This window comes from Anabaenopsis sp. NIES-4685 (assembly GCF_059725405.1).
This window is the reverse complement of sequence record NZ_AP043602.1, coordinates 2,975,377-2,996,069: the sequence shown is the minus strand read 5'-3', so window position 1 is coordinate 2,996,069 and position 20,693 is coordinate 2,975,377. Positions and strand designations below refer to the sequence as shown.

The following is a 20,693-nucleotide window of genomic DNA, read 5'->3' as shown; positions in this document are numbered from 1 at the left end:
TTCTGACTATGATATTGTCAGGTAGCTATAAATTTTGGTAGAAGTCGGGGATATTGCCCACCAGAGTCAACACCCGCAGTCAACACCCACAGCAAACCTGGGGTGAGAAACCCCTGTCTAATAGCTAAAGTCGGATAAATCCGTCAACGGTCAACAAATCCCAACCTACCCCCGAATTACTGTAATATTTCTGCCTTGGGGACTTAGGGTTATTTCGGTGCTGGTTCGGTCACTGATGGGGGGTAAGTCGGGGCGACGGTCAAATATTACTAACCATCCTGTATTTAGATTCAGTCCTGATAAATACTTATCTAGCTGTATCAATCCTTGGGGTAAGGGGTCGGCTTTACCCTGCTTCCATACCTTTAATTCCATCCCTAAAACTACATCCCCATACCTTAAACATATATCCATCCTCCCGGAGCCTATGGCGTATTCCCGTTCTAAGCTACCACCACCATTAACTACCCGGTGTAAAAATGCCATTAATACTAAATGTGGCGCAATTTCTGGGTAAGGGGTACTTTTAAATAATGGCTCCCCGTGTTGTCGCCAAAACTCTAAGAATAAGTCTAATAATTTTTCTGGGATTAATTCACCACTAGCACTCAACCATTCAGGTTCAATCACCCCTAAAGACATAATGGGGGTATAGGCTAAAACTTTAGGTAAAACTTCTCTATAAATCGGGTTAGCAATTTCTAAACCTCTAATAGGATGATAGCGACACAATCCTAAATCTAGGAGAAAACGAATATCATCATTAGGCACATCTGGTAATTCTTCCCCTGCTAAGATGGGTTCTATGATTGCTTTTACCCTATCTTCCCGCAGTCGCTCTGCTAAACTATCTAAATGGGTGTCTTGCCTTTGAATTAGTATATCTTTGGCTTGATTGATTAAATCTACCGTGATGGGGATATTCACATCTTCTGCTAGGTATTCTGTAACTTCCTTAGCTAAAGCATTGACTAACCAAGGTTGACCCTGGGTTAAATAGTAGGCGTGGTTAATGGCTTCGGGGGTAAAGATTTGTCCTGTGGCTGCGGTGTGTTGTTCATACAGACTTTTTACCTCTTCTAAAGTGAAATTACTTAAAGTCACAGAGCGCACCTTGATATTAAAGGGGCTAGAAGTATTTAACCTATCACTACCGCCAGAAGCTACTTTATAATCACGTACATCCCGCATCCCGATTAACGCCACGCATTGGGGGAAACCTTGGGGGCGATTGGGATAACCGGAGCGTAATTGTCGCAATACAGAAATTAAAGTTTCATCACTTAATGCGTCAATTTCATCTAAGAAAACCACTAGGGGGAGGGGAGAGTCAGCGGTCCAGACACTGAGAACTGTTTGTAAATCTAACTGAGTGATTCCCGTTTCTTCCTTAATCTGATTGATATGTGGTAAGGGTAACTTTAAAAACCGGATTTGATTCTGCCAGTGATTTAAAATACTATTTTGCGCCGCCAGGGGATCATGGGGAAATACTGCGCCCACTTCTAAGGACAGTAACACGGCGGTGTATTTACCACTGGCTGTCAGTTCCTGTGCTAGGGTGAGCATGGCAGTGGTTTTACCGGTTTGTCTGGGTGCATGGATGACAAAGTAATTCTCTTGCTCAATCAGGCGTTTTAACTCTGGTAACCGTTCACTGGTGGGTAGGGTATAGTGGATATTTGGCTTACAAGGGCCAGCAGTGTTAAACCATTTAGTCATAAAAGTTTAGGTATAGGTTGATTTGATTATAACTTCTATGATTGTTGACTGTTGACTGTTAACGGTTGACTTTTGACCGACAAAACGCCAGTGCGATCGCTACGCAGTACCCAAAGCGATCGCTTTTATTCGTTACTCATATCCCCGACTTCTGACTATGATCTTCTGGGGTAGCTATAAATTTTTGTAGAAGTCGGGGATATTATCCAGGTGTTCACAGGTGATGAAATGCGATCGCAATATCCCCGACTTCTGACCACAAATATTGTTGACGGTTAACGGTTGACTGTTGACTGTTACTCATATCTCCGACAGCCTGGGGTGAGAAACCCCTGTCTAATAGCTAAAGTCGGATAAATCCGTCAACAGTCAACAAATCCCAACCTACCCCCGAATTACTGTAATATTTCTGCCTTGGGGACTTAGGGTTATTTCGGTGCTGGTTCGGTCACTGATGGGGGGTAAGTCGGGGCGACGGTCAAATATTACTAACCATCCTGTATTTAGATTCAGTCCTGATAAATACTTATCTAGCTGTATCAATCCTTGGGGTAAGGGGTCGGCTTTACCCTGCTTCCATACCTTTAATTCCATCCCTAAAACTACATCCCCATACCTTAAACATATATCCATCCTCCCGGAACCTATGGCGTATTCCCGTTCTAAGCTACCACCACCATTAACTACCCGGTGTAAAAATGCCATTAATACTAAATGTGGCGCAATTTCTGGGTAAGGGGTACTTTTAAATAATGGCTCCCCGTGTTGTCGCCAAAAGTCTAGAAAAGTTTCTAACAGAATTTGGGGGTTTAATTCCCCTGTGGGTGTTAACCAACTAGGTTGAATCATCGGTAAACTATCTTGAGTTCCCTGGGATAACACCTTGGGGATTACCTCTTGATAAATGGGGTTAGCTACCTTTAACCCACCCTCTTTACTGCGAATCACTAAACCTAAATCTAACAGATAACGGCGATCATCTTCTGGTGTGTTGGGTAATTCTTCCCCAGATAAAATAGGTTCAATAATGGCTTTTACCCTATCTTCCCGCAGTCGCTCTGCTAAACTATCTAGATGGGTGTCTTGCCTTTGAATTAGTATATCTTTAGCTTGATTAATTAAATCTACAGTGATGGGGATATTCACATCTTCTGCTAAATACTCTGTAACTTGACGGGCGATCGCATTGACTAACCAAGGTTGACCTTGGGTTAAATAGTAGGCGTGGTTAATGGCTTCGGGGGTAAATATTTGTCCGGTGGCTTGGGTATGTTGTTCGTATAAGGTCTTGACATCTTCCAAGGTAAAATTACTTAAAGTTATAGATTCTACCTTGATATTAAAAGGGCTAGAGGTATTTAATCTATAGCTACCGCCGGAGGCTACCTTATAATCTCTCACATCCCGCATCCCAATTAACGCCACGCATTGGGGGAAACCTTGGGGTCGATTGGGATAACCATCACGAAGTTGTCGTAATATAGCAATTAAGGTTTCATTAGCTAAAGCATCGATTTCATCAATAAACACCACCAAAGGACGGGATGAAACCTTTACCCATGATTCTAATGCTGCTCCAATCCGTCGCCCTACAGGAGCATCAGGCCATTTAGGGGGTTGTAATTCATCGGGTAGCCTGTAACTAATAGCACCACGCCAAGCGTCTAAAATGGCTAATTCGGCGATATCTGGTTTATCTGGAAAAGCAGCACCCACCTCTACAGATACCATGACGGCGGTGTATTTACCACTGGCTGTCAGTTCCTGTGCTAGGGTGAGCATGGCAGTGGTTTTACCGGTTTGTCTGGGTGCATGGATGACAAAGTAATTCTCTTGCTCAATCAGGCGTTTTAACTCTGGTAACCGTTCACTGGTGGGTAGGGTATAGTGGATATTTGGCTTACAAGGGCCTGCGGTGTTAAACCATTTAGTCATAAAAGTTTAAGTATAGGTTGATTTGATTATAACTTCTATGATTGTTGGCTGTTGACTGTTGACTGTTGACTGACAAAACGCCAGTGCGATCGCTACGCAGTACCCAAAGCGATCGCTTTTATTAGTTACTCATATCCCCGACTTCTGACCACAAATATTGTTGAGGGTTGACGGTTGACTGTTGACTGTTGACTGACAAAACGCCAGTGCGATCGCTACGCAGTACCCAAAGCGATCGCTTTTATTCGTTACTCATATCCCCGACTTCTCACCATGATCTTGTCAGGTAGCTATAAATTTTTGTAGAAGTCGGGGATATTGGCCAGCTAGTGATTAAAATTACATATCAACACTTATTAAACAACCTCCAAGACCCTTGAAAACTAATCGCCCTCGGGTTACATATAAGAAAAATATATTTTACTAATTCTATATTAATGAATTTTCTTTTCAAGAAAATCAAAATTAACGATAATTTGGATAGAGTAAACTCAATTTTAAATTATTGCAATTAATCCCATTTATGCTACCAAATACAACTACAGACATTAGTCAACTGATTGACTTGTTAACAGGTTTTGCGGCTCAGGAATCTCTAGGAGAAAAATTAGCCTCGGTGTTTGGTGTTGAAATCACATCAACCAGGTTTTTAGAGGCTGTGGCAAGTTTACCAGAAATAGAAGTTTACCCCGATACTGAGTTACAGGGGGCTAGTGGTGCATTTTCTGGGCAAACGGGAAAAATTTACCTCTCAGAAAGTATAGTCAATGGGGACTCAGGACGCTTAATTAGGGTTTTGTTGGAAGAGATAGGACATTATTTAGATTTTCTTTTTAATGCGGCGGATACTCCAGGGGATGAAGGAGCAATATTTGCGGCGGTGGTATTAGGTGAAACTTGGGATGATCAGAGTTGGAAAAGGTTAAGGGCGGAAGATGATTCTCAGATTCTGGTGTTAGGTGGTGAGGTGGTTGAAGTTGAGCAAGCAACTTTCACCGGGACAGATGGTAATGATAATATCACTGGCACTGATGAAGCGGATACCATCAACTCAGGACGCGGTATAGATAATATTGATGCAGGAGAAGGCGACGACTTACTGATTATCGACTATTCCAGTAACAACTATAGGGGAACCACATCCTATGCAGCCGGGATTAATAGTAGTATTTATGACTGGTACAGTCCGTGGGGGGGTTATTTATCGGCTTACATAAATAATATTGGTGCATATGACCAAGTAAGCTTCAGTAACATAGAGCGATTACAGATTACAGGTACACCCCAAAATGACACCATTGACAGAGGAGGCTATGAGTCAATCAGTGTAGATGGTGGGGAAGGCATTGACACCATCAACAATGTTAACTTTAGCAGCTTCACCACAGACTTAGTGGTAGACAATAGTGGCGGTGGCACATTCACATCTTCTAACGGAACAGTAGTTAAGAACGTAGAAAGATTTGCTAACCTCACCACCGGTACAGGGAACGACACTATTACCTTTACAGGTCGTTTTAATGAGACCATTAATACGGGGGATGGCAACGACACCATTAATGCAGCATTGGGTATAGATAATATTGATGCAGGAGAAGGCGACGACTTACTGATTATCGACTATTCCAGTAACAACTATGGGGGAAACAGATCCTATGCAGCCGGGATGTTTAATAGTAGTATTTATGTATCCTCTGGTGCGTGGTGGGGTTCTTTATCGGCTTACATAAATAATAGTGGTGCATCTGATGCAGTAAGCTTCAGTAACATAGAGCGATTACAGATTACAGGTACACCCCAAAATGACACCATTGACAGAGGAGGCTATGAGTCAATCAGTGTAGATGGTGGCGAAGGGATTGACACCATCAACAATGTTAACTTTAGCAGCTTCACCATAGACTTAGTGGTAGACAATAGTGGTAGCACATTCACATCTTCTAACGGAACAGTAGTTAAGAACGTAGAAAGATTTGCTAACCTCACCACCGGTACAGGAAACGACACTATTACCTTTACAGGTCGTTTTAATGAGACCATTAATACAGGGGATGGCAACGACACCATTAATGCAGCATTGGGTATAGATAATATTGATGCAGGAGAAGGCGACGACTTACTGATTATCGACTATTCCAGTAACAACTATGGGGGAAACAGATCCTATGCAGCCGGGATGTTTAATAGTAGTATTTATGTATCCTCTGGTGCGTGGTGGGGTTCTTTATCGGCTTACATAAATAATAGTGGTGCATATGATGCAGTAAGCTTCAGTAACATAGAGCGATTACAGATTACAGGTACACCCCAAAATGACACCATTGACAGAGGAGGCTATGAGTCAATCAGTGTAGATGGTGGGGAAGGGATTGACACCATCAACTATGTTGACTTTAGCAGCTTCACCACGGATTTAGTAGTAGACAATAGTGGTAGCACATTCACATCTTCTAACGGAACAGTAGTTAAGAACGTAGAAAGATTTGCTAACCTCACCACCGGTGCAGGTAACGACACTATCACCTTTACAGGTCGTTTTAATGAGACCATCAATACAGGGGATGGCAACGACACCATTAATGCAGCATTAGGTATAGATAATATTGATGGAGGGGAAGGCGACAACTTACTGATTATCGACTATTCCAGTAACAACTATGGGGGAACCACATCCTATGCAGCCGGGATTAATAGTAGTATTTATGATTGGTACGGTGCGTGGCGGGGAAATTTATCGGCTTACATAAATAATATTGGTGCATATGATGCAGTAAGCTTCAGTAACATAGAGCGATTACAGATTACAGGTACACCCCAAAATGACACCATTGACAGAGGAGGCTATGAGTCAATCAGTGTAGATGGTGGGGAAGGGATTGACACCATCAACTATGTTGACTTTAGCAGCTTCACCACGGATTTAGTAGTAGACAATAGTGGTAGCACATTCACATCTTCTAACGGAACAGTAGTTAAGAACGTAGAAAGATTTGCTAACCTTATCACCGGTACAGGAAACGACACTATTACCTTTACAGGTCGTTTTAATGAGACCATTAATACAGGGGATGGCAACGACACCATTAATGCGGCATTGGGTATAGATAATATTGATGGAGGGGAAGGCGACAACTTACTGATTATCGACTATTCCAGTAACAACTATAGGGGAACCACATCCTATGCAGCCGGGATTAATAGTAGTATTTATGTATCCTCTGGTGCGTGGTGGGGTTCTTTATCGGCTTACATAAATAATATTGGTGCATATGATGCAGTAAGCTTCAGTAACATAGAGCGATTACAGATTACAGGTACACCCCAAAATGACACCATTGACAGAGGAGGCTATGAGTCAATCAGTGTAGATGGTGGGGAAGGGATTGACACCATCAACTATGTTGACTTTAGCAGCTTCACCACGGATTTAGTAGTAGACAATAGTGGTAGCACATTCACATCTTCTAACGGAACAGTAGTTAAGAACGTAGAAAGATTTGCTAACCTTATCACCGGTACAGGAAACGACACTATTACCTTTACAGGTCGTTTTAATGAGACCATTAATACAGGGGATGGCAACGACACCATTAATGCAGCATTGGGTATAGATAATATTGATGCAGGAGAAGGCGACGACTTACTGATTATCGACTATTCCAGTAACAACTATAGGGGAACCACATCCTATGCAGCCGGGATTAATAGTAGTATTTATGTATCCTCTGGTGCGTGGTGGGGTTCTTTATCGGCTTACATAAATAATATTGGTGCATATGATGCAGTAAGCTTCAGTAACATAGAGCGATTACAGATTACAGGTACACCCCAAAATGACACCATTGACAGAGGAGGCTATGAGTCCATCAGTGTAGATGGTGGCGAAGGGATTGACACCATCAACAATGTTGACTTTAGCAGCTTCACTACGGATTTAGTAGTAGACAATAGTGGTAGCACATTCACATCTTCTAACGGAACAGTAGTTAAGAACGTAGAAAGATTTGCTAACCTTATCACCGGTACAGGGAACGACAATATTACCTTTACAGGTCGTTTTAATGAGACCATCAATACAGGGGATGGCAACGACACCATTAATGCAGCATTGGGTATAGATAATATTGATGCAGGAGAAGGCGACGACTTACTGATTATCGACTATTCCAGTAACAACTATGGGGGAACCACATCCTATGCAGCCGGGATTAATAGTAGTATTTATGTATCCTCTGGTGCGTGGTGGGGTTCTTTATCGGCTTACATAAATAATAGTGGTGCATATGATGCAGTAAGCTTCAGTAACATAGAGCGATTACAGATTACAGGTACACCCCAAAATGACACCATTGACAAAGGAGGCTATGAGTCCATCAGTGTAGATGGTGGCGAAGGGATTGACACCATCAACAATGTTGACTTTAGCAGCTTCACTACGGATTTAGTAGTAGACAATAGTGGTAGCACATTCACATCTTCTAACGGAACAGTAGTTAAGAACGTAGAAAGATTTGCTAACCTTATCACCGGTACAGGGAACGACAATATTACCTTTACAGGTCGTTTTAATGAGACCATCAATACAGGGGATGGCAACGACACCATTAATGCAGCATTGGGTATAGATAATATTGATGCAGGAGAAGGCGACGACTTACTGATTATCGACTATTCCAGTAACAACTATGGGGGAACCACATCCTATGCAGCCGGGATTAATAGTAGTATTTATGTATCCTCTGGTGCCTGGGCTGGGTATTTAGCGGCTTACATAAATAATAGTGGTGCATATGATGCAGTAAGCTTCAGTAATATAGAGCGATTCCAGATTACAGGTACATCCGCCAGTGATGATATTAAAACGGGGGGAGGGGATGACGTTATTACTGGGGTTAATCCCAATAGTAGCACTCCTGGACTTGGGGAAATTGATATCTTAACAGGTGGAAGCCGGTGCGGATAAGTTCATTCTCGGTGACCTGGATTGGATTGGATACGATGATGGTAACAGTTTAACTAGTGGAGATGCTGATTATGCTTTAATAGTCGATTTTGATCCTACGGAGGGAGATGTTATTCAACTGCGGGGGACAAGCAGTGATTACTTACTAAAAGTTGAGGGTGCAGATACTCAAATTCTCATCGATAAACCCGGAACAGAACCTGATGAAATGATTGCTGTTCTACGAAATATCACTGCTTTATCTTTAAATGATAGCTACTTTAAGTATATCAGTGAAAATGTACCCCTAACCCTCGCGATCGCCCCCACCTCCGCCATACAATCAGAAGGAAACAGCGGTAATACCTCCTTTACCTTCACAGTTACTCGCACAGGGGATACAGGTATCAGTACTGCTAACTGGGCGGTTACCGGTACAGGTGATAACCCTGCTAACGCCGCCGACTTTGGCGGAACCCTCCCCACAGGTACAGTCACCTTTGCTGCTGGGGAAATATCTCAAAGAATTACAGTCAATGTCAGTGGTGATACGGTAGTAGAACCAGAGGAAACCTTTACCGTTAGCCTATCTAACCCCAGTAACGCTACCCTGACGACTGCTACTGCTACCGGGACAATTGTTAATGATGACTTGTTAGCAAATCCCGGTCAACTGGCGATCGCTCCTCAAAGTAGCAAGGTTACACCCGCAGGGGGAGAGATCACCTTAAAATATCGTGTTGATAACTTTAATGATACGCAGATATCCTCTGTAGGATTGTCAATTTACTTTGACAGTTCAGAACTGAATATTAATACAACAGATATTAATGTTTCCAGTTCTGTGGGGACTATAGTCGGGGATAAAATTATCATTGATGACACGGGAAATGGTGATAATGACCCTAACACTGATAAGGAATTGACGTTTATTATCAGCCCTCTTCAATCCACCGACAGTGATAATGTCTTTGTAAATATTCCCTTTACCACCACTGCTGGGTTTGATGGAGAAACTAAAGTTAACTTTGCTGGTAGCAGTAGTAACCCGAATATAGATGTATTAGCAGTACCTTCTGTCACAGTCAGTGGACTTGCTGCGGATATTGATGGTAACGGTAGAGTGACGGGTGCTGATTTATTGTTCATTGACCAATATCTGCTGTTACGCAATAATCCTAACGTTAATGCGATTCTGCAAAGTTCCTTTAATCTGTTTAGCACTGAAACCGTGGGAGCTACAAATACCACAGGTGCAGCTTTGAGGAGTGCGATCGCCAATGGGGTCAACAGATTAGCCTTTGACGTTGATGGTAATGAGCAAGTGACTGGGGGGGATATTTTCTTAATTCGTCAAGGATTGTTACTCAAGAATAATCCTAACGTCAATGCGATTCTGCAAACTACCTTTAATCTGTTTACCAGTGAACTCACAGGACCGAGAAATACAGGAGCCGAAATTAATGCTTTTATCTCTGAGTTGCTGGGGTAAATAAGTAACTGTTGACGGTTCACGGTTGACGGTTGACGGTTGATGGGTCGAGGTCTAAAAGCTACGACCACCGGAAGCCAGGGGTTACAAACCCCTGTCTAATAGCTCAAGTCGGATAAATCCGACTGGGTGTTAAATATAACATAATAAATAGTGTTGACAATCATTGCATACAGTATTATATGTAACCTACCAGTCCACTTTTAGTGGACTTTCGCTATTAGACGCTTAATTTATTCCCCATCTAATGGCTGTTGATGGTAACACCTCTTCCCAGTCAACCGTCAACAGTCAACAGTCAACAGTCAACAAATCCCAACCTACCCCCGAATTACTGTAATATTTCTGCCCTGGGGACTTAGGGTTATTTCGGTGGTGGTTCTGTCGCTGATGGGCGGTAAATCAGGGCGACGGTCAAATATTACTAACCATCCTGTATCTAGATTTAATCCTGATAAATACTTATCTAACTGTGTTAATCCTTGCTGCAATGGGTCGGGTTTACCCTGCTTCCATACCTTTAATTCCATCCCTAAGACTACATCCCCATACCTTAAACATATATCCATCCTCCCGGAACCTATGGCGTATTCCCGTTCTAAGCTACCACCACCATTAACTACACGGTGTAAAAATGCCATTAATACTAAATGTGGCGCAATTTCTGGGTAAGGGGTACTTTTAAATAATGGCTCCCCATGTTGTCGCCAAAAGTCTAAAAAAGTTTCTAACAGAATTTGGGGGTTTAATTCCCCTGTGGGTGTTAACCAACTAGGTTGAATCATCGGTAAACTATCTTGAGTTCCCTGGGATAACACCTTGGGGATTACCTCTTGATAAATGGGGTTAGCTACCTTTAACCCACCCTCTTTACTGCGAATCACTAAACCTAAATCTAACAGATAACGGCGATCATCTTCCGGTGTGTTGGGTAATTCTTCCCCAGATAAAATAGGTTCAATAATTGCTTTTACCCTATCCTCTCGCAGTCGCTCTGCTAAACTATCTAAATGGGTGTCTTGTCTTTGAATTAAGATATCTTTAGCTTGATTGATTAAATCTACTGTGATGGGAATATTTACATCTTCTGCTAAATACTCTGTAACTTGACGGGCGATCGCATTGACTAACCAAGGTTGACCCTGGGTTAAATCATAGGCGTGGTTAATGGCTTCGGGGGTAAATATTTGTCCGGTGGCTTGGGTATGTTGTTCGTATAATGTCTTGACATCTTCCAAGGTAAAATTACTTAAGGTTATAGATTCTACCTTGATATTAAAAGGGCTAGAGGTATTTAATCTATAGCTACCGCCAGAGGCTACCTTATAATCACGTACATCCCGCATCCCGATTAACGCCACGCATTGGGGGAAACCTTGGGGGCGACGGGGATAACCGGAGCGTAATTGGCGCAATACAGAAATTAAAGTTTCATCACTTAAAGCGTCAATTTCATCTAAGAATACCACCAGGGGTAAGGGTGAATCAGTTGCCCAAGTGCTTAAAAATGTGCCAATTTGGGAGCCAGTACCCACTTCTGGCCATGTAGTGGGCTGTAGATTGGCTGGTAGGTGAAATTTAACCGACTGTTTCCACTCATCTAAAATTGCCCTTTCAGCAGTTCCAGGATCATGGGGAAATACTGCGCCCACTTCTAAGGATAGTAAGACGGCGGTATATTTACCACTGGCTGTTAACTCCTGTGCTAAGGTGAGCATGGCAGTGGTTTTACCGGTTTGTCTGGGTGCATGGATGACAAAGTAATTCTCTTGCTCAATCAGGCGTTTTAACTCTGGTAACCGTTCACTGGTGGGTAGGGTATAGTGGATATTTGGCTTACAAGGGCCAGCAGTGTTAAACCATTTAGTCATAAAAGTTTAACTATAGGTTGATTTGATTATAACTTCTATGATTGTTAACGGTTGACCGACAAAACGCCAGTGCGATCGCTACGTAGTACCCAAAGCGATCGCTTTTATTCGTTACTCATATCCCCGACTTCTGACTATGATCTTGTCAGGTAGTTATAAATTTTCGTAGAAGTCCGGGATATTAGAGTATGAGCATATCCCCGACTTCTGACTATGATCTTGTCAAGTAGCCATGAATGTTGATAGAAGTCGGGGATATTCGCCAGTAGCGATCGCTATCTTTTGTCAGTTAATAGCTACCCCCGAATAACTGTGATATTTATACCCTGGCGACTAAAGGCTATTTCCGCTGTTGGGGGTAAATCCCGACCACCGTCAAAAACCTATAAAGTAGTGAAAATATCTTCAGACTTGGGATTAAGATAAGGGCGTTGTAATTCAATTCCCTCCATAGAGAAATGTTGCAAAATAGATTCTAACCTACCTGCTGGTGTATCATTATTTCCTTGCCAAACATCCAGCAATGCATTAGCAATAATTTGGCAGCGATTCATCCCAAAGCTTTCACGTTCTGTAAATTTGTTGTTAGGTTCTTCCGCCAGAGATAAACCAGGAGCTAGTAATTTTGTAAATAACGGCACCGAATCCCCAAAATAAGATTGGTTTTCTCTATACACCCTTTTTAATACAGGGTAGATAGTCTCATAGTTATGTTTGTCAAAGTAAAGCACTGCTGAATCATAACGTCCATAATCTGAAGGATTATATAGCGCTTTAAACGTAAAAGAAACGGGTAGGGCATTGAGTAGGGTAGTCAAAGCATCCATGACCGCCACTGCACCATCTGGGGATAAATTAAAATAGATCCGCACTATTTCTTGATCGCCATGAGCAGCTGCATCACCAACTGCCATATAAAAGCCATTTTGTACAACATTTTTAGGCAATTTGATCGCAACTAGATTACCGACAGTTGCAGCTTTATGTTCTGGTCGTAAGTGAACATCACGGTCAATATGTATGGTTAAACCACCCTTATGCACCGCCACAGCGCCATCTGTTTCTTCTTTCACTATGAGCCAATCCTTACCCCAGTACCTGAACCCCGGTTACTCTCATGTAAGCGGTCATAAAAACCTATATCTACACCCAAAAAACTATTATTTTCTAAGTCTTTATTTGCTGCTAATTTTCTTGAATCTCCATCTGATGTCAGATTCAAGTCCTCTTGTAAGGAGCCGTTGTAGTAGACACCATAGAGGAAACTACGCAACTGCACACCTAAATACTTTTTCTGGAGTTCTAAGGGCAACTTTTGAAAGCGGGAAGCTGCTTGCTCGGTTAATTCTAAACTTTTATAGTTGGGGTGTTTAATACAATGATGGGAAACAATTTCAACTTTATGAATAATGTCTTCTATCGATGTCTGCAATGGCTGAGGAATAGTAGCTAGTTGAGTTTGTAGGGAATCTAATAGTTGCATAGGAGGGCTTCACGTGTGAATAAGAGAGTGTGTTCAAAAACCGGTAAAAAATCGTCATAAATTGGCTGTGTATTTCAGCCAACTTTCCCACCTGATAGGCGTTAGCTTGCGGCTGAATATTTAGCGGGAGTCAGGTCTGAAGCATCCATACCGAAAATGGTGGGTATAGATGGTTGCGGACGACACAATAAACTCTTGGCAACTTGCAGCATACTGATACCTTGATTACCAAAGGTTTTTTCGTGCTGGAGAGTTGCTTGGATAGATTGAATTAAGGCTAAACCGCAAAATTGTACTACTCGCTCTAAGAAATCAGGACGATGCTCTAAGATTTCCGGGAATTCAGCCAAATAAGCCTTAACCAGTGCTGCAAGTGAAGGACGGAGTGATTGTAAAGGTGTTGTAGCTAGGCGTAAAGATTCTTCAATTTCCATCCCTTTACCCACAACTACGCTATATAGCCATAATTGCAAGTAACTGGCGATTATGCACCCCAAATCATGAGCAGGGTCTCCCCAAGAACAGCGTTCCCAGTCAATTAATCGAATCATGCTTTGCTGTGCTAATGATTCATTCACATCTTCCCAATTTAAGGAAATGAGAATGTTATTCAGCTTCATGTCGTTATGAGTCAAACAGTAGGGAGTAACAGAACTACCTAACTGTGCGATCGCCTGACCCAAACTGTCGTAACGTTGATATAGGGCAAAGAATTTTAACCCATCAGATGGAACACTACCGAAAATTTCCGGGGTCAGCCTATCAATGCGATGATTTACTTTTGCCGCGTCTTGACTCGCTGTATCCTGGGAACTGTCAAAGAATTGCCGATACTCTGGATGTTGAATACTTCCGCGATGAATTAATCCCAGAATAGTCCCAACCTTTGCGGCTATTTTTGTCGGAAAAATATTTTCCTTGGTGTAGAAATCTGCTAGATCGCGGTAGTTACTCAGATAATTAAAAATAATGATCGAATTCTCAGCATCAAAATGTACTGCTTCTGAAAGTAAAGGGCGTACATAGCTAAGTTCTAGGTTTTGGTTTAAAAACTCATGAATGCGCCATTCCTGCACAAACTCCCCAGCGGTTTTTCCTTCTCGGTTGTGGCGTTCTTGCTTCACTAGAAGTTGCCTACCCTCTGATAAGCTGAGTAATAAGTTAAAGTTTTTCGCTGGTTTTAGTTCAATATTACTAGATGAACGTTCTTCCTCACTACATATTCCTAAAGGAATTAAGTAGTCAAAAACATTTTGATAGCTTAATAAAAATGGCATGGCGTTAAATACTCCTCAGTAATGCAAAAATTTGTTGTTGGTTAATCAAGAAACTGCAAAACCACAGTATTCCTATCCAGACATTGATGGCATACAACATTTTCTTGGTCATCATGTCGATTCGGATTCAATAATTAGAAAGGGGCAACCTGATCAGGTATAATCTCAAACTCAAATGAATGTACTAGGGACACGATACTATATATAGCAATCCTAAATGATTCATGAACAATTTCTGTTCCCTGTTCCCTGTTCCCTGTTCCCTTTCCTCACTGATAATTTCTCAAGTCAAATAGGATGACTATATGGCAAATGCTGATAACATCAAATCAACTAGACTATAAGTAAAGTTCAGGATTTGATGGAATGCATAGTCAAGTGCATATGCATTACCACGATATACAGGTATATAAGACATATCCGCTACTTCGATCAAAAAGCTATCTGATTTATTGGGGTAAAGTTCACGAATTATAATTTCTGCCATTGAATTTATGCCTAGACAAATTATTGATTAATGAGTGAATACAAGCCATATCGACTAATATTGAGCTTCACTATTAGTCAACTAATGTGCTATCATGACGCGAATTTAACTGTTATTTACTCATAAGCTTTGAGGAGCAATGATTTCAATTTATCTAATTTAGCCGGCTGATTGATTTTGACTTATATCGAAATATTCATCAATCAGTACTACTCATTTGATATATTGTGAGACTAGTTTTAATTAAGTTTCAATTACCTTGTCGATTACAGAATATATTTTTCAAGTTTGGCTGTAATGTTTGCTTTTGCAATCCTACATGATTGATGAAAACTTTATCTTTAATCTCAAGACAGCCATCAACATTACTAGTTAACTACAGAACTAGTACAAAGTATACGGTTTACTATATGACTTGGCTATATAAGTAGCATGACCAATGCCATATGTACCGATAAATGTTCCAGCTAACGCAGTCAATGTAATTATGCCACCGACAAGGTTGTATTGACCCTTAGCGCTAGAATCAATATCGCTCAGTTCATCAAGAAAGCTTTGGGAATCGTGGAACAGTTCAGAGCCAGTAGCGTATAGTTGAGAAAGAGTGATAGTTGCCATGATCTACTCCTGAAAGACTTGTGGTAATTAGAAGGTAAATGACTTAATCTGTCTGGCTCTCAGGGATGATTCCTAAGAGCCATTTATTAGCGGATAATTACACAACTAGACTGAAGGATTTAGCCAAGATAGTTACATGGTCAACAGCATATGTAATTACAAATGCCTCAGCCAACTTAGTTAGTGTAAAAGGATTACTCGCTGCATAAGTCACACCAGCAGCGACAGCTACTTGACCACCAGAGATAGAATCAACATCGTTGAGTTCATTCAAGAAACTTTCAGAATCTTGAAACAATTCAGAACCAGCAGCGTGTAATTCACAAAGAGTAATATTAGCCATGATGTACTCCTAAAAGACTTGTGAAGACTTGTTTGTTGCAGTTAAGATCAAGATCGTGTCTAGCCGGCTCTCAGGGATGATTCCTAAGAGCCATTTATTAGCGGATAATTACACAACTAGACTGAAGGATTTAGCCAAGATAGTTACATGGTCAACAGCATATGTAATTACAAATGCCTCAGCCAACTTAGTTAGTGTAAAAGGATTACTCGCTGCATAAGTTACACCAGCAGCGACACCTACTTGACCACCAGAGATAGAATCAACATCGTTGAGTTCATTCAAGAAACTTTCAGAATCTTGAAACAATTCAGAACCAGCAGCGTGTAATTCACAAAGAGTAATATTAGCCATGATGTACTCCTAAAAGACTTGTGAAGACTTGTTTGTCCCAGTGAAAATCGAGAGCGTTGAATCTAGCCGGCTCTCAGGGATGATTCCTAAGAGCCATTTATTTGCGGATGATTACACAACTAGACTGAAGGATTTAGTCAAGATAGTTACATGGTCAACAGCATATGTAATTACAAATGCCTCAGCCAACTTAGTTAGTGTCGAAGGATTACTCGCTGCATAAGTTACACCAGCAGCGACACCTACTTGACCACCAGAGATAGAATCAACATCGTTGAGTTCATTCAAGAAACTTTCAGAATCTTGAAACAATTCAGAACCAGCAGCGTGTAATTCACAAAGAGTAATATTAGCCATGATGTACTCCTAAAAGACTTGTGAAGACTTGTTTGTTGCAGTTAAGATCAAGATGGTGTCTAGCCGGATCTGAGGAATTATTGGTAATCATATTAATTAGTTCTTACCTTTAATTCCTCAAGAGCCATGAATTTCAGTAGTTACCTGAAGTCATTAGAATTGACTGAATGACTTAGCTAAGGCAGTCACATGGTCAATGGCATATATAGTCACAAAAGCCTCTGCTAACTTCATAAGAGTCATAGGATTACTAGCAGCAGCCTGGACTGGACGTAAGCCAACTTGTCCACCAGAGATGGAGTCTACATCGCTGAATTCATTCAGAAAACTTTCAGAATCTTGAAATAATTCAGAACCAGCAGCGTGTAGTTCAGACAGTGTAATATTTGCCATGATTTGCTCCTAAAAGGCCTGTTGTAATGACACTGAAGATTGCATAGATTAGCTAGAACACAGGGATAATTGGTAATAACACAAGATTATGCCTTTAGTCCCTGAAAAACCATCAAGCTCTGTAGTGATGCAGAATTATTAGATGCCGGCTAAACTGAATGATTTAGCCAAGACAGTCACATGGTCAACGGCATATGTAATCACAAATGCTTCAGCTAACTTAGTTAATGTTAGAAGGTTGCTGGCGCCGTATGTAGCACCTGTAGCGACACCGATTTGTCCACCGGAGATGGAGTCTACATCGCTGAATTCGTTCAAGAAACTTTCGGAATCTTGAAACAATTCAGAACCAGCAGTATTTAGTTCAGAAAGTTTGATATTAGCCATGATTTACTCCTAATAGTCTTGTCCCAATTAAGCAAGCTCACAGAAAATTGTTGCAGCTGCTTGGTTTTTAGGGATTATTAATCATCAGTAAAATTCATGTTGATAACATAGATTACTGATTGGCTTTAACCCCTAAAAAGCCCGATAGCTTAGTAGTTACCTGAAGCCATTAGTATGCTTGACTAAATGACTTAGCTAGTTCGGTAACATGACCAATGGCATAGACCGTAACAAATGCTTCGGCTAGTTTAGTCAGTGTAGAAATACCACTGACTCCTGGGTAGCCGTAGCCATCACCATGACCAGAGGTATCGCCACCGGAAATAGAATCTACATCCTGTAATTCATTGAGAAAACTCTCAGAATCTTGAAATAATTCAGAACCAGTAGCGTTTAGTTCAGACAGTTTGATGTTTGCCATATTAGCTCCTCAAGCACTTGTTCTTGGTAAATGAAATTGGTAGGCAATCAAGCTGTGTTTGCTTAACTGTTACTGCTATTTTTATTGATTAAAAATCAGAAAGTCAAGGGTAAACAGCTTGTTAAAAAGACATATATTCAAGATTTTTGTCTGGAAAATGTATGACATTTAGGAAACTAATTATCGTCTAATTATTTTGGAAAAAATTTCAAGATACCCAATGCATATTTAGTCATGAACTGGATACAGTCATGGCTAGGAGACATGAACAGAAGGTCCATGGGAGGCTTCCACAGAATTGCTCTAAGAGGATGTTTGGAAAGTATTAAACAGGTAATTTTTATCTTAGGGAACACCGGAACAGGGAACACCGAAGGATTGGGTAACACACAAAAAACAATCAAATCCAGTCCCCTACCCTTACAAGGGGAGGGTTAGGGAGGGGTCAAATAATATTCGATACACTAATCATGACTGTCCAAACATCCTCTAAGAAGATGTCAGATGATATTTATTTCTATAAATTAATTTATAGGTTAATTTAGCGATATTGAAGTTAATTTACCTCAAAATCAAGCATTATTTTAAATATTTAATTAGAGAAATTGCTTACAAAGAATTGAATCCTTCATTGAATATAGTTCTAGCACCAACAATCACCACACCCATTTGGGTTCTTAAGCTAAAAAGAAGATTATCTAGATTTTGATCTAGATTATGAGCTAAAGACTGTTCATTGATATCGCTTCCTTGACTTCCCTCCACCCTGTTCATTTCCCCATCTGTGATTTCATTCAGAATCTGTTGAACCCTAAGAGGAGACAAATCCTCAATTGTTATCCTTGCCATGTGATTAACTCCCTAAATACTTCCGGTGAGACTTAGTAGGCTTTTGACAGAACTATACTCAAAATTATAATTTCTTTCTTATATTTGACAATTTCATTGGTAAAAGTCAAGAAACTTTATGAATTTTCTAGACAAAAATCAAGTAGTTACGTCTGAAAAACGGATGTTTTGCCCAGTTAACAGTTTTACATCTTGAGTTGTTTATTAGGGATTAGAGACGCGACGTCTCGCGTCTCCAGCGAACTTTTAATTCTGCGCCTGTGATTGGGACATGAGAATTGTCACGTCTATGGGGGTTACCGTTGCTGCTAGTTGCGTCAATGGCGGTTGAATGGCTGTCTGGTTCCCTACTACCAGAGTTACCATTTTTTCGGGTTTGAGGTATTTTTGTGCTACTCGTTGCACATCAGCTTCAGTTGTGGCGGCTACGGCTTTTTGATACCTAAATAAGAAATCAGCCGGATAGCCGTAATATTCGTATCGCATTAACCGTGATAAGGTTTGAGCAGGGTCTTCAAAGTTGAATACAAAGGAGTTGAGAGTAGACTCTTTAGCATAAGCTAGTTCCTGCGCTGTCACTGGTTGTGCTTGCAGACGCTTGATTTCGGCTTGTACGGATTGGACAAATTGCACAGTAGCATCTGACCGGGTTTGTCCACCTGCAATAAACATTCCTGGGTAATCGAAGCGCGGACTCCAGTAGGCATATACAGAGTAAGCTAAACCTTGGCGCGATCGCACCTCATTTAATAAACGTCCACCAAACCCATTTAATACCCCATTCAATACATCCAGTGCAGCATAATCGGGATTATCTAACTGACCACCCAGATGTCCAATTAGCACACTACTCTGAGTTAGTTGTGGTTGATCCACAAAAAATATCCCACCGGTATTAGCTGGGGTTACCTCGGATAACTGGGGTGGAGTAATTTCGGGATGGGGTTCCCAATCGCCAAACTTAGCTTGAATGAGCGATCGCATTTTCTGCGGTTCAAAATCCCCTACAATCCCTAAAATCATATTATTGGGATGAAAATATTGCTGGTAAAACTGCAGTAAATCCTCACGGGAAATATTATCTAGGGTGGCATACTCCATAGTGCGAGCATAGGGGCTATCATTGCCATAAATTAATTTCTGAAATTCTCGTCTAGCAATACCATCTGGATTATCATTACGGCGAGCAATACCACCCCTAGCCTGGGTTTTAGCTAAATCTAACTGTTTTTGGGCAAATACAGGTTCTCTCAATACCTCCGCAAACAAATCAAACACCGTTTCTAAATCTTCGGCGAGAGACTGAAAACTAGCACTACCTGAAGCTTCACTAATACCAGTTTCCACAGTAGCAGCACGTTGTTCTAAAATCTCATTGAGCTGATCAGCCGAATGCTTCTGAGTTCCCCAGTCCGCATCACCGCACCAGTAAAACCAGCCAACCCGATTTTATCAGCCGGTTCTAGGCGACTTCCAGTCCGGATCAAAGCGGTACCATTTACCAACGGTAAATCATGATCCTCCATTAAATACACAACCAAACCGTTATCCAGCACAAACCGCTCATTTTTCGGTAACTTAATCTCAGGCAATGGTGGCAGAGCTAACTCAGTATAGTGTTTAGCCGCCGCCGTCGCCGCCCAAGAAAAGTTAAAACTGATCAACAAACAGGCAACAACCAGAATCAAACCATAAAATAGACTCCTACTCTTGCCAAACCTAAATTTAACATTGAAAATTCTCAATCCCATTCTTCCTCTCC

14 protein-coding genes and 2 pseudogenes are annotated in these 20,693 nt (G+C 41.2%); 2 read left to right on the top strand and 14 right to left on the bottom strand.

Annotated elements, in window-relative coordinates; all coding sequences use genetic code 11:
• Positions 1 to 165: 165 nt before the first annotated feature.
• Positions 166 to 1,722: an AAA-like domain-containing protein gene (locus AC6IZ0_RS12910; RefSeq protein WP_497723244.1), complete on the bottom strand. Its 1,557-nt coding sequence runs from the start codon at positions 1,720 to 1,722 to the stop codon at positions 166 to 168.
• A 384-nt stretch (positions 1,723 to 2,106) separates the two neighbouring features.
• The gene (locus AC6IZ0_RS12905) at positions 2,107 to 3,657 is read right to left on the bottom strand and encodes an ATP-binding protein (protein WP_497723243.1); all 1,551 of its coding nucleotides are present in this window, start codon (positions 3,655 to 3,657) and stop codon (positions 2,107 to 2,109) included.
• Between the two features lie 523 nt (positions 3,658 to 4,180).
• On the opposite strand from AC6IZ0_RS12905, the gene AC6IZ0_RS12900 reads away from it, so the two are divergent.
• Both AC6IZ0_RS12900 and AC6IZ0_RS12895 read left to right on the top strand, forming a co-directional pair.
• The gene (locus tag AC6IZ0_RS12900) at positions 4,181 to 8,620 is read left to right on the top strand and encodes a beta strand repeat-containing protein (protein WP_497723241.1); all 4,440 of its coding nucleotides are present in this window, start codon (positions 4,181 to 4,183) and stop codon (positions 8,618 to 8,620) included.
• Positions 8,601 to 10,091: a Calx-beta domain-containing protein gene (locus tag AC6IZ0_RS12895; RefSeq protein ID WP_497723240.1), complete on the top strand. Its 1,491-nt coding sequence runs from the start codon at positions 8,601 to 8,603 to the stop codon at positions 10,089 to 10,091. The genes AC6IZ0_RS12900 and AC6IZ0_RS12895 overlap by 20 nt, the downstream gene beginning before the upstream one ends.
• 320 nt (positions 10,092 to 10,411) lie before the next feature.
• Here AC6IZ0_RS12895 and AC6IZ0_RS12890 read toward each other — a convergent pair whose 3' ends face one another.
• The 12 genes and pseudogenes from AC6IZ0_RS12890 to AC6IZ0_RS12835 all read right to left on the bottom strand — a co-directional run bounded on the left by AC6IZ0_RS12890 (position 10,412) and on the right by AC6IZ0_RS12835 (position 20,682).
• The gene (locus tag AC6IZ0_RS12890; RefSeq protein ID WP_497723238.1) at positions 10,412 to 11,962 is read right to left on the bottom strand and encodes an AAA-like domain-containing protein; all 1,551 of its coding nucleotides are present in this window, start codon (positions 11,960 to 11,962) and stop codon (positions 10,412 to 10,414) included.
• A gap of 383 nt (positions 11,963 to 12,345) precedes the next feature.
• A pseudogene (locus AC6IZ0_RS12885) lies at positions 12,346 to 13,445 on the bottom strand (T3SS effector HopA1 family protein).
• A gap of 101 nt (positions 13,446 to 13,546) precedes the next feature.
• The gene (locus AC6IZ0_RS12880) at positions 13,547 to 14,722 is read right to left on the bottom strand and encodes a phosphotransferase (RefSeq protein ID WP_497723236.1); all 1,176 of its coding nucleotides are present in this window, start codon (positions 14,720 to 14,722) and stop codon (positions 13,547 to 13,549) included.
• An 871-nt stretch (positions 14,723 to 15,593) separates the two neighbouring features.
• Positions 15,594 to 15,827: a hypothetical protein gene (locus tag AC6IZ0_RS12875; RefSeq protein ID WP_497723235.1), complete on the bottom strand. Its 234-nt coding sequence runs from the start codon at positions 15,825 to 15,827 to the stop codon at positions 15,594 to 15,596.
• Positions 15,828 to 15,924: 97 nt separating this feature from the next.
• Positions 15,925 to 16,170 carry a hypothetical protein gene (locus AC6IZ0_RS12870; RefSeq protein WP_271732094.1) on the bottom strand — a complete coding sequence of 82 codons (246 nt, stop codon included), beginning with the start codon at positions 16,168 to 16,170 and terminating at the stop codon, positions 15,925 to 15,927.
• Between the two features lie 108 nt (positions 16,171 to 16,278).
• Entirely contained in the window at positions 16,279 to 16,524 is a 246-nt protein-coding gene (locus tag AC6IZ0_RS12865; RefSeq protein ID WP_497723233.1) for a hypothetical protein, read from the bottom strand.
• 111 nt (positions 16,525 to 16,635) lie between these two features.
• Positions 16,636 to 16,881, bottom strand: a complete 246-nt coding sequence (locus tag AC6IZ0_RS12860) for a hypothetical protein (protein ID WP_497723231.1) — start codon at positions 16,879 to 16,881, stop codon at positions 16,636 to 16,638.
• A 153-nt stretch (positions 16,882 to 17,034) separates the two neighbouring features.
• On the bottom strand, positions 17,035 to 17,274 hold the full coding sequence (locus AC6IZ0_RS12855) for a hypothetical protein (protein ID WP_271733117.1): 240 nt from the start codon (positions 17,272 to 17,274) through the stop codon (positions 17,035 to 17,037).
• Positions 17,275 to 17,412: 138 nt separating this feature from the next.
• Positions 17,413 to 17,661, bottom strand: coding sequence for a hypothetical protein (locus AC6IZ0_RS12850; protein WP_271733115.1), 249 nt, complete (start codon positions 17,659 to 17,661; stop codon positions 17,413 to 17,415).
• 169 nt (positions 17,662 to 17,830) lie between these two features.
• Positions 17,831 to 18,082, bottom strand: coding sequence for a hypothetical protein (locus tag AC6IZ0_RS12845; protein ID WP_271733113.1), 252 nt, complete (start codon positions 18,080 to 18,082; stop codon positions 17,831 to 17,833).
• Positions 18,083 to 18,691: 609 nt separating this feature from the next.
• Positions 18,692 to 18,931, bottom strand: coding sequence for a hypothetical protein (locus AC6IZ0_RS12840; RefSeq protein WP_280802041.1), 240 nt, complete (start codon positions 18,929 to 18,931; stop codon positions 18,692 to 18,694).
• Between the two features lie 246 nt (positions 18,932 to 19,177).
• Positions 19,178 to 20,682, bottom strand: a pseudogene (locus tag AC6IZ0_RS12835) (M16 family metallopeptidase).
• Positions 20,683 to 20,693 lie beyond the last annotated feature (11 nt).